General features: G+C 63.5%; 10 protein-coding genes and 2 pseudogenes. 2 read left to right on the top strand and 10 right to left on the bottom strand.

The window, feature by feature from the left end; all coding sequences use genetic code 11:
• Window positions 1–12: 12 nt before the first annotated feature.
• The 4 genes from QCM77_RS00235 to QCM77_RS00250 form a co-directional block, all read right to left on the bottom strand.
• Window positions 13–294: a helix-turn-helix transcriptional regulator gene (locus QCM77_RS00235; RefSeq protein ID WP_018272755.1), complete on the bottom strand. Its 282-nt coding sequence runs from the start codon at window positions 292–294 to the stop codon at window positions 13–15.
• 131 nt (window positions 295–425) lie between these two features.
• Window positions 426–698: a DUF2285 domain-containing protein gene (locus QCM77_RS00240; protein ID WP_279666824.1), complete on the bottom strand. Its 273-nt coding sequence runs from the start codon at window positions 696–698 to the stop codon at window positions 426–428.
• Window positions 699–1,005: 307 nt separating this feature from the next.
• On the bottom strand, window positions 1,006–1,200 hold the full coding sequence (locus QCM77_RS00245; RefSeq protein WP_247447574.1) for a transcriptional regulator domain-containing protein: 195 nt from the start codon (window positions 1,198–1,200) through the stop codon (window positions 1,006–1,008).
• 165 nt (window positions 1,201–1,365) lie between these two features.
• The gene (locus QCM77_RS00250) at window positions 1,366–1,638 is read right to left on the bottom strand and encodes a DUF2285 domain-containing protein (RefSeq protein ID WP_279681350.1); all 273 of its coding nucleotides are present in this window, start codon (window positions 1,636–1,638) and stop codon (window positions 1,366–1,368) included.
• Window positions 1,639–1,868: 230 nt separating this feature from the next.
• Between QCM77_RS00250 and relB the strand changes: the two genes are divergently transcribed.
• Window positions 1,869–2,096, top strand: coding sequence for a type II toxin-antitoxin system RelB family anti-toxin (gene relB / locus QCM77_RS00255; protein ID WP_007594546.1), 228 nt, complete (start codon window positions 1,869–1,871; stop codon window positions 2,094–2,096).
• Window positions 2,097–2,351: 255 nt separating this feature from the next.
• Here the strand turns inward: relB and QCM77_RS00260 are convergent, their stop codons facing one another.
• On the bottom strand, window positions 2,352–2,672 hold the full coding sequence (locus QCM77_RS00260) for a DUF736 domain-containing protein (protein ID WP_018454792.1): 321 nt from the start codon (window positions 2,670–2,672) through the stop codon (window positions 2,352–2,354).
• A 389-nt stretch (window positions 2,673–3,061) separates the two neighbouring features.
• On the opposite strand from QCM77_RS00260, the pseudogene QCM77_RS00265 reads away from it, so the two are divergent.
• Window positions 3,062–3,177: pseudogene (locus tag QCM77_RS00265) on the top strand (DUF736 family protein); the annotation flags it as partial.
• 46 nt (window positions 3,178–3,223) lie between these two features.
• On the opposite strand, the gene QCM77_RS00270 reads toward QCM77_RS00265, so the two are convergent.
• The 5 genes and pseudogenes from QCM77_RS00270 to QCM77_RS00290 all read right to left on the bottom strand — a co-directional run bounded on the left by QCM77_RS00270 (window position 3,224) and on the right by QCM77_RS00290 (window position 12,782).
• Window positions 3,224–3,706, bottom strand: a complete 483-nt coding sequence (locus tag QCM77_RS00270; RefSeq protein WP_279681352.1) for a hypothetical protein — start codon at window positions 3,704–3,706, stop codon at window positions 3,224–3,226.
• A 138-nt stretch (window positions 3,707–3,844) separates the two neighbouring features.
• Window positions 3,845–4,768 carry a DUF2493 domain-containing protein gene (locus QCM77_RS00275; protein WP_279681355.1) on the bottom strand — a complete coding sequence of 308 codons (924 nt, stop codon included), beginning with the start codon at window positions 4,766–4,768 and terminating at the stop codon, window positions 3,845–3,847.
• 330 nt (window positions 4,769–5,098) lie between these two features.
• Window positions 5,099–6,160, bottom strand: coding sequence for a DUF7146 domain-containing protein (locus QCM77_RS00280; protein ID WP_279681357.1), 1,062 nt, complete (start codon window positions 6,158–6,160; stop codon window positions 5,099–5,101).
• Window positions 6,160–10,481, bottom strand: a pseudogene (locus QCM77_RS00285) (strawberry notch-like NTP hydrolase domain-containing protein). Before QCM77_RS00285 ends, QCM77_RS00280 begins: the two are co-directional and overlap by 1 nt.
• A gap of 183 nt (window positions 10,482–10,664) precedes the next feature.
• A complete protein-coding gene (locus tag QCM77_RS00290) occupies window positions 10,665–12,782 on the bottom strand; it encodes a ParB/RepB/Spo0J family partition protein (protein WP_279681359.1) in 2,118 nt (705 codons plus the stop codon).
• Window positions 12,783–12,868: the final 86 nt, after the last annotated feature.

The raw sequence follows: 12,868 nt of genomic DNA on the forward strand, positions 1-12,868 counted from the left end.
TTTCACGCGCGATCAGCGACGTTCCTGGCCTGCATACGGGCGCAGCACCGGGTGCTTCTTGGCCGGCAGTACAGTGCCCTTGCCGGGATCCGACGTTGACGTCTTGGCGCCGAGATCAGCCCATGCTTTCAGATCATCCAGAGCGTAGACGACGCGCCCGCCGATCTTCCGATACGTCGGCCCGGTGCCGTACGTGCGGTGCTTCTCGAGCGTGCGTCCCGAGAGACCAAGATACCGCGCGGCCTCCGGTGTACGCAGGAAGCGCGGGGGAAGACCGGCCATCGGATCGGGCATTTGAGAACTCCAGGGTGACAGCGCACTACGCCTGGCTAGGCCGGCGTGTGTGCGGTCATCATGGAGGAGCAGGATCTCGGAGGGGGATGCCGAATGTTGGGGGTACGATTTTCGGCACCCCAGGGAGGGCGCTACTCGACCCTGCGCCTGGGCCGAAGCAGCTTGCGATAGCCTCCGCGCACAAATGCGAGGCCGCTTTGTACAAGGCGACGGGTTCGGCTGCGCAGATCGTGTGTTTTCCAGGCACGATCCGATATGCGAGCGTTGCCAAACAGAGCTTCTGCGATGCTGCGATAAGTCGCGCCGTGGAGATACGCGGCGACCGCGCGAAGGGCTGCGCACAGTCGTTCGCGCCGCTGTTTGGGCACGCGATGAAACGGAGGTCCTGGCGCGCGTCCATTCATCGCGCGCCACAGCCGCGTGGCGGCATGCGCGCGCGCCTGAAAATCGCCGTTAAACGGCAACTCGGCGGCATAGTGAGCGCCTGCAATCAGTGGCTGTTTCGACCAGATGCGATGCTCCACCGAACCGATTTGCAGCACGGCATGCCAGCCGTCAGCGGCACGGCGCACCTGACCAGATGCAAGATCAAGCGGTGGCTGAGGCGTTGGGCCTTGACCAAGCGTTGAAGTGGTTACAGCGACCGGGACGACGGTCGGCAGAACCTCGGGCGCCCAAAAGATTGTCTGCTCGTGGAACGACCTCTGCGGGTCATGCGCGAAAGCAGAGGCCCCACCTCCTCCTGAATTCCTCGGTCACCCCGCCATCTGAGCTGCTAGCGATGATCGCATCGTAGTCACGCTGATAGTCCACGTTCATACGAAGGCCTACCCAGGCGATTTCAGTGATCTCAGCGTTCTCTAGGCTCTTAAACGAATCCGGCGATCGCCAGTCGAATTCAGGCATTTCTTCCGCCCCATTGCATGCAGCTAACAAGGATTGCGGCGCAATAGTTATGAACGAGGCGGTTGTAGGAAGTCCCTAGTTTGGCACCACGTGGTGCATGAGAATGACCACCGGTTAGCGGGAGAAAATCGTTCTTGCTGCAAGTCTGTAGTCGGCAATTCTCTTCTATTTTGAGCCAGTACCGCGTAAGAGGCGTCCCTGCTCAGTCACCCACTTGGCGCGCGCAAGATGGCTCTGATATGCGGCCCGCGCGCGGTCCGGCTCTCGCTCTGGATCCATATGCAAGACGACTCGAGCCACTTCGCGCCAGTCCGCCCCCTCGCCCTCCGCCTGCAGAAGGCGAATGTACGTGACGACATGCTGTTCGTCATAGGCTGTCAGCGCCGGCTCGTTCGGCGCGACATCCGCGACGTCAGGATCTAGCGACGGCTTCGACATCAGAGGCTACAATGTGCGCGGGATTGAAAATAAAATTGCGAGGCGCAAGCCTTGCCGGCTCGAACAGTTCCGTTCTGTAGCATATGGCATGCCACGAGCTCGGGCGAGCGTTCAAGAAGCCGCGTTCCCCACATATTCAGCAATCGAGGCTCCGTCCGTGACCTTCAACACCCAGCTCCGCGTATTATAACACGTAGCGCCAAAATACGCGATTGCTTCCTATCCTGCGGATGGATATCCGCAAGGTTTTCGGAGCGAACGCGCGTCGATTTCGACTGGCCCTTGGCTTGAGCCAAGAGGCCGTGGCGGAACGCATGGGCGTCGATCGAGCCTTCGTGAGTAGCATGGAGCGAGGGCTGCAAAACGCTACATTGCTAACGATCTGGCAGATTGCCCAAGCTTTAGGGGTCCGGCCTGCAGATCTGCTTGAGGAGAAGGTGTCCAAAGTTCGATCATGAACTTCCGCGAGCCGGGCCGGTAGCCAGGGAGCGCCCGACCTGGACACGCGTCACGGCCGCCGATCCGGCTTGCTGGATCGGCGGCCGTGCGTGAGGCCTCGAACAGGCGCCCACAGGGACGCGCCGAGCGCGCCCATCAAACGAAATTTTCCTCAAATTGACGCAACGACCTAAAAACAATCAGCCGTTACCATCGACCGAGGTAGGATTTGAGAAAGCCCCGCCCGGCGAACCGGACGGGGCTTGGCGGAGCGTCTACTCGCCGTTCTTACGGGGCCGCGACCAGAGCAGGGTGTAGCCCTCGCCGCCTTCGTCATCGAACAGGTTGGCGTAGATCGGCGCGTTGAACGAGGGATCATCGAGCTTGAGCGAGAGGTAATCTCGGCCCTCTTCGGAGCGCTTCGACCAAGCTGCGCCGATCTCCGCCCGGCCCACGTAGATGCGGTGGCTGGGAGCGTTGTCGTTGGATCGGTTGGTCTCGGCGACGATACGGACGCCCTTGGCTTGCAGGCTCAGGGTGACGATCTCGCCCTGGAAGTCGTTGCCGACCTTCTTGAAAGAACCGATGTTAGCCATGTCACTTCTCCTGTTGTGTTTCGAGCCCGCGACCACCGCGGCCTCGATGGCGATCTAAAGGCCGAGGACGATCGGCGACGCACCCGCTCGGGCCGGAGCGCAGCGGAGGACGCCGTTGTTGCGACTTTCTTGCCTCGCGAGGAATGGGCGAAGCCCAGGGGAAGAAAATCGCATCAAAGGCGTTGCGGCTCAGACGATCGAGGCGCAGCCGGTCTTCGGCCAGATCAAGCCATCAAAGAGGCCACGTGGTCTGCGTGCTGAACCGCAATCTTGAGGAGAAGACTGGCGAATCTCGGTTCTGCTGAACAAGGGGTTGGTACGGTTCGGCGCAGAAAGAGAAACAATCTGCCGCAAAGGGCGGTATCGTCCCGGAAGGAATGATCGAACGGAGCGCGCCGTTCCACCGCAGCTATGTGGGCCAGACAGAGACCGGTACGGCTTGCTTAAGCGCCCCGAAGAGGGCCGAGATTACCTCTCGCTCAAGCTCGTCGACCCCTCGTTCAACGTGACGCCCTGTGCCGTCTTGCTCGGCCGATGATGGCGACGAAGCCTCACCGCTCGTGCGCGGCGGCTGTGAGAACTGGTTCAGGCGCATTCTCCACCACCCCGGCCGACTCCGACGGGAGGGTCCCCGCGAACACGGTCAAGCGTGTCCATGCCGTGCCGCCGATGCAAACCGCTCCTAGGCATGCGAACGCCTCGCGCCAAGCCAATGAAGGAACCCCGATCTGCGACAGGGCAAAAATCACCTGATAGCCGGCGATCGCTGCGGGGACCGTGAATACGGTTGCGATCGCGACGCGCAAGGTCAAGGACCGACTAACGGCGACGGCGACCTGACCAGCGGCAAGCGTCAGCGTGCCAGAAGCAATTCCGATAAGCAGTGCGCCGAAGACGCCCGCGCCATGACGAAATGCCAACATCCCGACACTGAGTGCGACGAAAAATGGTAGCGCATACACAGCGAGCGCAAAGATCGCCCAGCAAAACAAACCGATACCGAGTGTGTTGAGAACAAGCCCAATGGCGAGCATGGTGGTGGCTCCATGTGTATGGATTTATCAATCGCGCCTTCCACCACCACCACGGCGCAGTCTTGCGATGTAAAAACGAAACGAGGCGTAGTTGCGGCGTGCAACTCCACCTCGTCTTACAGGCGAGCAAGACGGCGCTCATGCGCCGCCGAACTTCCAAACGGGAATGCCAAGCCGCTTCGCCTTGTCAGCGAGATTGTCCTGAATTCCCGTGCCCGGGAAATGCATGACGCCGATTGGCAGGAGTTCGAGCATAGCGTCGTTGCGCTTGAAGGGGGCTGCTTTGGCATGTTTCGTCCAGTCAGGCTTGAAGGCGATCTGAGGTACCTTGCGGGCGGTCGCCCATCTGGAGGCGATCAGTTCGGCACCCTTGGGCGAGCCGCCATGGAGCAGGACCATGTCGGGGTGCTTGGCATGAACCTTGTCGAGGCGATCCCAGACGAGGTGGTGGTCGTTGAAATCGAGCCCACCGGTGAGTGCGATCTTCGGTCCTGGTGGCAACATGACCTCAGTCTCGGAACGACGCTTGGCCGCGATGAAGTCGCGGGAGTCGATCATTGCCGCGGTGAGCGTTCGGTGGTTGACCAATGATCCCGACCGAGGACGCCAAGCTGAGCCGGTGTGGACCTCAAATCGCTCGATGGCCTGATCCCGGAACAGTTCCAGGCAATTGCGGCGCTCGATCAGCGTGATGCCTTCGGCCGTCAGGCGCTCGAGTTCGACCGATCGCACTTCCGAGCCGTTCTGCTCACGTTGGCTCTTATGCTGTGCTTGTTCGTTGTCATCGAGCTGCCTTTCGATGCGCTCGACGGCACGATGGAACAGATTGACGGTCGACCAGAGCAGATCGTCAAGGTCCGGCTCAAGCCGCGTGTCGTTGAGGGTCGCAACAAGGGAGTCAAAGATATCGGCGACAGCGCCGGCGATCATCCTGCCCTCGGGGAGCGGTCTTGGATCGGGCTGGTCGTCGAAGGGACGATAGCCGAAGAGCTGCAATTCGGTGAGGACGTGGTCGGTCGGAGATGTGGCGTGCGGCGGTTCGATGTCGTCATGGTCGGTCATGGGTAGAGGTCCTTTGCCGGATCGGCCGCGACCATCGCGGCCTTCGTGGCGATCCTCTGACGGCAGGCGGAACGGGCCAGAACCCGAAAGGGCCGAAGCGACAGCGGAGGATGGCGGAGGCCGGCTATTTTGCTTCGCGATGCAAAGCGCGCTGCCAAACGCATGATGTGTCTTCACATCGCTGGCGCGCGGCGGAAAATAGTCGGACGCAGCCATTGCCGGCCCGGGCCGCTTGCTGTCCGATCGCCCTCTAGAAGGCCGAGGTCGCGTCCTCTTCCGGTATTGGTCTCACCTATGACCGGCCTGGCAGCGTCGATCAAAGGCCGGGAGCTATTCCGCGGCCACCGTCGATGAATGCAGGAAGCGAACGACGTCCTCTGGCACGAGCTGGAACCGCAAGGCCGCTTGAAGGGTCTCGAGACCGAAGACATGCAGATCTTCGTTGAAGTCGCCTAACCGAGGCGACAGCGCGATCGCCTCAATGCCGAGGTCCGTTGCACGCTGAGTCAGAATGGCCTGCACCGCATCCCCGGCGGCATCGGCATCGCGGGCGATATAGAGCCGACGTAGGCTAGACGGCAGCATGATGGCCGAGAGGTGATTGGCCGAAAGCGCAGCGGCCATCGGCATGGTCGGGAACACGCAGCGTATGGACAGCATGGTCTCGATGCCCTCGCCGGCAGCGAGCACGTCATCCACCACGCCGAACCGAACGGCATTGCCGAGCAGATCGCCCATGGCGCGTCGTGGCGTATCGATCGGAGCCTTGCCGAGCCGGACGCGATCGAAGCCGTCCGGATCAAGCCAGGTGCGGTGCACGCCGGTGATCCGACCATCGAGATCCGTGACGCGGGCGATCATCGCCGGCCAGGTTTCAGTCGGCAAATGGTCGTCGGGCCGATAGAAGCAACGTGGGTGGAAGCGCAGGCTGCCACCATGGTGGATGCGGGCTATTCCGCGACGCCGCAAATACGTCTCGACCACCGTCTCCTCGATCGGGTTAGAGATCGCAAAGAGCCGGCGGGCGGATTCCTGCGACCCGGTCGGAACTACCGAACGAATGGGTTTCGGGGCCGATTGCTGCGCTGAACGAGGCAGCCTCAGAAACCGCCTCGCTTCCTCGGCGACCTCGCGGAAGTCTCGCAAACCCAGGCTTTCGCGGATGATGTCGAGGAGGTCGCCATGTTCCCCGGTCGCGGCATCGGTCCACTTGCCGGGCGGCCCCTTTGGCGATTCCTGGAGCCGCACGAACAGTGAGCGGCCTGGCGTGTTGTGGACGTCGCCGACCACCCAGTACCGCCCCGCCCGCTTGCCGTGGGAGAGATAATGTCGGCACACCGCCTCGGCCTCGCGCGCGAGCCAGCGTGCCAGTTCGCTGGCATCGCGGGGCATCAGGCGGCCTCCCGCTCGCTGATGCGCGCGACCGGATAGTGGTCGAGCACCTTCGACAGGATCTCGGCACCGCTCGCGTCCGTGGGCACGAACATGCGCAGTTCCAGGAGATGATCTCTCCAAAGAGGCCATAAGCCCGCAAGCGATCGCGCATCGTGTCGTTGAAGCCCGACAGTTCGATACGGTGTGCGCCCATCACGCGGACACGGCGAAGCTGGAGCCCCTCCGCAAGCTCGAGGACGGTCCGTCCCTCCACGAGCGCGGCAAAGGCAGCGTCCGGCGTCAACGCCGGCGCGTCAGCCGCAAGGGCATTCGCGACCCAGGTCGTCGAGACCCTGCGGCCGATGATCCGCTCGCCCGCATCGGTCTGAAGCCGATAGACCCGTGTCGACTCGTTCGGCAGCCGCTTCCAGATGGGCAGCAGCACGCCGGCCACGACGTGGATCGTGCCTTCCGTGAACTCTGGGATCTCGGCAAGCTCCGCCAGCCAGGCCGCGGCGAAGCGTTCGCGGTCGGCGTCGCGCCAATGGCTTTCCGTCATCGTCTCTAGGGAAACGCTGTGCTGCTCCATCGGCCGGATCAGGCGGACGCGCCGCTCGATCTCGCCGTCGTCAAACATGAAACTCGGGGCCGGCAGCTGCACGGCGGCTCGTCCCGAGCGTTCATTGATCAGCAGGCCGGCACGAAGATCGGAACGACGACCGAGAGCGTCATCCAGGCTCACAGGATGATTGCGCTGGCGCTGGGTGATCGTGAGCAGCCGGGTCTCGGCGTTAGTGCCGGGATGGGTATAGATCGTCCGCCGATCGGTGACGACAAAACTCTCGGCGCGGAGCGTTTCCAGCCCGACGTCATAGCTACCCGATGCGACCGCCCCCTCGATCCGAGCCGTCAGCAGCTGCTCGAAGACGGTGAACAGGATGTTCTGAAGATCGATCGTGAGCGCCAGCAACCTGTTCAGGAAAATCGTGATCGGCGGCAGGTCATCCCTGAGCCCATTAGCATCCGTGAGCTTCAGACCGGTCGCATCCTCGAACCTCTCGAGCGAGCAGCCCTCGACCTTGCCGCGCGCCAACAGTGTGTAGAGCTGGCGCAACGCATCGCGGCCGTACTGGCTTTCGAGATTGTCCTCGGGGCGGAACAACCCCTGCCCTCCGGTCTGGCGCTGGCCGCGGGTGATGGCTCCCAACGTGTCGAGCCGGCGCGCAATGGTGCTCAAGAAACGCTTTTCGGCCTTCACGTCGGTCGCGATCGGGCGAAACAGCGGCGGCTGCGCTTGGTTGGTCCGGTTGGTTCGGCCGAGCCCCTGGATCGCGGCGTCCGCTTTCCAGCCGGGCTCGAGCAAATAGTGGACCCGCAGGCGGCGATTCCGCGCCGACAACTCGGCATGGTAGCTCCTCCCCGTGCCGCCCGCGTCGGAGAATACGAGGATCCGCTTGACGTCGTCCATGAAGGCCGACGTCTCGGCGAGGTTGGCCGAACCAGTTCGGTTTTCGACCAGCAGCCGGTCGCCCTTGCGAACGATACGACGCGAGCGGCCTGTGACTTCCGCGACCATGTCGGTGCCGAAGCGCTGGACGACTTGGTCCAGCGCGCCAGGTACCGGCGGCAGCGAGGCGAGCTTCTCGATGAGGCGGTCGCGGCGAGCGACGGCCTCCCGGCTCTCGACCGGTTGGCCGTCGAGGTAGACAGGCCGGGAGCAGAGGTTGCCTTCCTGGTCGGTGAAGGGCTCGTAGAGTTGGACCGGAAAGGAATGGGCGAGATAGTCGAGGACGTACTCGCGCGGGGTGATGTCGACCCGGACGTCGCCCCACTCCTCCGTCGGGATCTCGGCGAGCCTTCGCTCCATCAGCGCGTCGCCGGTCGAGACGATCTGGATGACGGCTGCATGGCCGGCTTCGAGATCACGCTCGATCGAGCGGATCAATGACGGCGTTTTCATTGAGGTCAGGAGGTGGCCAAAAAAGCGCTGCTTGGCACTCTCGAAGGCAGATCGCGCGGCCGATTTAGCCTGGCCGTTCAGCGTGCCGGTCTCGCCGGTGATGTTGGCGGCCCGCATTGCCGCGTCGAGATTGTTATGGATGACGCTGAACGCTCCGGCGTAGGCATCGTAGATGCGAACCTGCTCGGGCGTGAGCTGGTGCTCGACGAGCTCGTACGCGACGCCCTCGTAAGAGAGCGAGCGGGCCGCGTAGAGACCGAGCGCCTTGAGGTCGCGCGCGAGCACCTCCATCGCCGCGACTCCACCCTCCTCGATCGCCTCGACGAATTCGGCCCGGGTGGCGAACGGGAAATCAGCGCCGCCCCACAATCCCAGCCGCTGGGCGTAGGCCAGATTGTGGACGGTCGTGGCGCCCGTCGCCGAGACATAGACGACGCGGGCATTCGGTAATGCGTGCTGGAGCCTCAGGCCCGCACGCCCCTGCTGGGAGGCCGCCTGCTCGCCGCGCTCGCCCTTCTGGCCTGCCGCGTTCTGCATCGCGTGGCTCTCGTCGAAGACGATCACTCCGTCGAAGTCGGAGCCCAACCATTCGACGATCTGCCGCACGCGCGAAAGCTTCTCGCCACGCTCATCGGTGCGCAGCGTAGCGTAGGTGGTGAAAAGGACGCCTTCCGCGAGCCGGATCGGTGTGCCCTGCCGGAAACGGGACAGCGGCGTCACGAGCAGCCGCTCCATGCCGAGCGCGGACCAGTCGCGCTGCGCGTCTTCGATCAGCTTGTCGGATTTGCTGATCCAGACCGCTCGGCGGCGGCCCTTCAGCCAGTTATCGAGCAGGATGCCCGCGACCTGCCGTCCCTTGCCCGCGCCGGTGCCGTCGCCCAAAAACCAGCCGCGGCGAAAGCGGACGGCATTCTCTGCGTCGTCGCGCGCGGCCGCCACCACGTCAAAGGTCGCATCGACCGTCCAGCATCCCGCAAGAAACTCGGAATGCGCCTGGCCGGCATAGACGACGCTCTCAAGCTGGGCGTCGGACAGGATGCCATCTGCCACGAGTTTGGCCGGCAGATGTGGCCGGTAAGACGGCTTCGGCGGCGCGACCGAGGCCATCGCGGCGGACTGCACGAGTTTGGTCGGATGCGCATGCGCGTGCGGAATACGGATCGTCTGCAGCGCGTATTCCTCATAAAGCGCGTCGGTCAGTCGAACGCCTTCCGGAGGCGTCCACTCGACGGTCTCATAGGTAAGTTCGACGCCCTCTGGCGCACAACCTTTCGAAGTGGACGACGCCCGTGGCGCAAAGGCGCTGACCGGCCGCAGCGTCGCGGGGCGCCTGATGGCGTCGACCATGATGGGGGTGACAACAGGCAGCCTGGGGGGCACATACTGGGTCACCCAGTCAAGCAAGGTGGCGACATCGCCGGCCATGCCAAGTGAAGCGGGAAGGACGTTCGGGTCTGCGGCGGGCTGCTTGTCGATCACAAGCAGTCGTGTGTCGGTCTGCGTTCCGTGTTTCGCATAGACCGCGCCATCGATGGCGGCAGAAAACACCACCCGCCCGCGCTGCTGGAGGCGAACGAAGGCGTCTCGCCACGCCGGATTGTCCGGCGCAAAGCTCGCGCCGGCAATGGCGACCAGACGTCCGCCGTCGCAAAGACGCGCCAAGGACGACGCGATGTGCCGGAAAGCCGCGTCCGCCATGCGTCGATCGACGTTCGCCAGTGCCGAGAACGGCGGGTTCATCAAGACGACGCTCGGTACGACATGCGCATCGAGGTGATCATCGATCTGGGCGGCGTCGAACCGCGTGAGCTTAATTTTGGGAAACAGTTCGTCGAGCACCCCCGCGCGGGTCTCGGCCAGCTCGTTCAATACCAAGGCACCGCCGGCGAGCTCGGCAAAGATGGCGAGCAAGCCGGTCCCCGCAGAGGGCTCCAAAACCCGGTCGGACGGCGTGATGCCGGCCGCGGTGCATGCGGCAAGCCCAAGCGGGATCGGCGTCGAGAATTGTTGAAGGGCTTGGCTGTCCTCGGAGCGCCGTGTGTGGGTCGGCAGGCAGCGCGCGATCTTCGCGAGCATCGGCAGCATCGCGCTCGTTGAGCCAGCCTTGGTCCGGATGGCCGGGCCGAACTTGCGAAGGAACAGGACCGTCGCCGCCTCGCAGACATCATAGGCGGTCTTCCAGTTCCAGACGCCAGTGGCGTCGGAAGCGCCGAAGGCAGCTTCCATGGCGCTACGCAGGACAGCGGCATCGATGCGACGGCCGCGCTCAAGATCAACCGCGAGCTGTCGGGCTGCCCTAACGGCGGCAGGGGTGAGAGTTGCAGCGGCGCGCATCGAGAGCGGCGCGGCGGCAGCGCCGCCGGCGAGAGATTCGGTCATGACAGGGTTCTTTCGGAGAGCAGGAATGGGTCGAACCATCAGGCGCTCTCCTTAAGACCCGACGGCTCAAACCCTTGCCGGCCCGGCTCTCCCTCTCAGTCCTCCCGCATAAAAATGGGGACCGGCGCGGCACACCGGTCCCCAAGCAACTGTGGGACGGCGGGAGCCATCCCGTTCTACATGTCACTCAGCCGCGTCGAGCTGTTGCGGACCATCGTCGCCCGCGTTGTCCCGATCCTCGTCATCGGCGAGGAATTCGGGCAGCGGGCCCGCTTCACTCTCCTGCTCCCCTGACGCCGCATCTGGATCGACCAGACGCAGCGGCTCCGGCAACCAGCCTGAACCGTCGAGAAGACGCTCAGCCTCCTTGGCCATGTCGGCCTTCTTCAGGTGGTCGATCAGTTGCGCGGAGGATTCACCCTTGGCTTCCCGCACCGCCTCCAAGATGCGAGGCTTGGTGACCCGGCCGAGATAGTTGTCGACGGTGGGCTTCCACCCCGCTTGAACCATGTCGAGACCGACCGCGCGTGCCAGCACGTCAGCATGGTCGAGCCGGGTGCGGACGCCGTGGGCGGAGACGCGACCCTGATTGTACCGGTTGGCCGGCTCGTAGAGAGCGTTGACCGCAAATGACGCACAGTGAGCGAACAGGGATGCCGGTGCGTCGCCATCGAGGGCTGAAAGAGCATCCCAGAGATCGCTCTCACCCTTCGGCAAACGTGCCTTCCAGGATTCATGCCGCGCCTCAACAGCCTTCGCGGACGCGCTTTCCCTCAAGCCAGGAGCTTGAGCCGGAAAGGTCGGCGTGCGAAGTCCGATCTCAAGGCAGCTTCCGGACGAAGCGAACCGGTAAAAGGCCGTCAGCACGAAGTTGTGCAGCACCGCCTGGAACGCGATCGCAGGATCTTCTGCCAGCGCATCCCGCAACGCCAGCGTGCGATGCGCCGTCAGCTCGGTAATCAGCCGATCCGGCAGAGGTTTCGTCGCGTCCTCATCGTCTTCTTCGGGATCAGCCGCGCTACCTGCGACCGCGATGACCGTGCGCTGGACGGAAGTACCAGCCGCCTTCCCCTCGATCGACTGTGTGTCGGCGCCCTGCCCGACATCAGGATCGGCTGCCGACAAATCGTCCTCCGGCCGGACGTATCCCCGGTCCACCGAGAGGCGCCCTTCGGAATCAATGCTGACGAAGACACCAGCGCGGGCAATCTCGGCCGGATCGTAAATCATCGACCGGTCTTCGAACGCAACCAGCGCCGCCTCGATTTCGCCGAGACGCTGATCGACCTCGTCGGGCAGCTCGTCGGCATCCTGGTAATCGGCTTCAAGCTTGGCCTGCTCGGCGTTCAGAGCGTCGATGGTGGCCTGCTCCTCGGGGGATAAATCGACGGGCTTGCCCTCGAACTCGCGCAGGCCCCCGTTGTGACCGAAGGGGAACTCGACGGCGAGCGATATCCACTTCCAGCCTTCGGCTGCAATCATCTCGGCTTCGGCTTTGAGCTTTTCTGTCACGAGACGGTCGAGCAAAGCAACGTCCTGGAGCCAGCCGCCATCATCGTGCTCGAACAGATCGCGCAAAATGCCGCCGCCAGCCTGCTCGTAAGCATCCAGCCCAATGAACTGAACGCGGCGATCGGAGGCGCGCACGGTATTTTCCGTCAGCATCCGCCGGATCTGATAGGGTTCGTCATAGCCGGATCGGCTGACGTTCTCCCAGACCTGCTCCTGCCGCGTGTGATCCGCCGCGACCGAGAAGGCCATAAGCTGCTCGAGAGTCATGCCGTCATCGGCATAGACGTCGTGGAGCTTTGGCGACACGGACGCCAGCCGGAGTCGTTGCTTCACGACAGCCGGCGTCACGAAGTGCCGGGCAGCGATATCCTCGTCGGACATGCCACCGCGACTCAAGGTCCGGAATGCCCGGAACTGATCGAGCGGGTGCAGCCCTACGCGCTCGTCATTCTCTGCAAGTGAGTCGTCTTCAGCGATGCCCCCCTCGCGCACGACACAGGGCACGGCCTGCGTTTTCGCCATGCGCTTCTGCTTTACGAGAAGTTCCAGCGCGCGATAGCGCCGGCCACCGGCCGGCACCTCGAACATGCCGGTCTCATTGCCTTCGGCGTCCACAACCGCGCGCACATTGAGACTTTGCAGGAGCGTACGCTGCGCGATACTTTCGGCGAGTTGCTCGATGGAAACGCCCGCCTTCACATGCCGGACGTTGGACTGGCTAAGGACCAGTCTGTTGAACGGAATGTCACGTGAGGGGGACAAGGTGATCTTTTGGACAGCCTTCGTCATTATCGATTCTCCACGACGGGCAGCCGAGAGCCTCTCTCTCGGCCTCCAACCCGTCGTGGAAACACCCCTGCCCTCTCACTCTCGTG

It is taken from the genome of Bradyrhizobium nivariense, assembly GCF_029846695.2.
GTDB lineage: Bacteria > Pseudomonadota > Alphaproteobacteria > Rhizobiales > Xanthobacteraceae > Bradyrhizobium.

Excerpts from the sequence above, each read along its gene's own strand:
- QCM77_RS00235 (WP_018272755.1), bottom strand. The coding sequence starts at position 294 with ATGCCCGATCCGATGGCCGGTCTTCCCCCGCGCTTCCTGCGTACACCG.
- QCM77_RS00240 (WP_279666824.1), bottom strand. The coding sequence starts at position 698 with ATGAATGGACGCGCGCCAGGACCTCCGTTTCATCGCGTGCCCAAACAG.
- QCM77_RS00245 (WP_247447574.1), bottom strand. The coding sequence starts at position 1,200 with ATGCCTGAATTCGACTGGCGATCGCCGGATTCGTTTAAGAGCCTAGAG.
- QCM77_RS00250 (WP_279681350.1), bottom strand. The coding sequence starts at position 1,638 with ATGTCGAAGCCGTCGCTAGATCCTGACGTCGCGGATGTCGCGCCGAAC.
- relB (WP_007594546.1), top strand. The coding sequence starts at position 1,869 with ATGGATATCCGCAAGGTTTTCGGAGCGAACGCGCGTCGATTTCGACTG.
- QCM77_RS00260 (WP_018454792.1), bottom strand. The coding sequence starts at position 2,672 with ATGGCTAACATCGGTTCTTTCAAGAAGGTCGGCAACGACTTCCAGGGC.
- QCM77_RS00270 (WP_279681352.1), bottom strand. The coding sequence starts at position 3,706 with ATGCTCGCCATTGGGCTTGTTCTCAACACACTCGGTATCGGTTTGTTT.
- QCM77_RS00275 (WP_279681355.1), bottom strand. The coding sequence starts at position 4,768 with ATGACCGACCATGACGACATCGAACCGCCGCACGCCACATCTCCGACC.
- QCM77_RS00280 (WP_279681357.1), bottom strand. The coding sequence starts at position 6,160 with ATGCCCCGCGATGCCAGCGAACTGGCACGCTGGCTCGCGCGCGAGGCC.
- QCM77_RS00290 (WP_279681359.1), bottom strand. The coding sequence starts at position 12,782 with ATGACGAAGGCTGTCCAAAAGATCACCTTGTCCCCCTCACGTGACATT.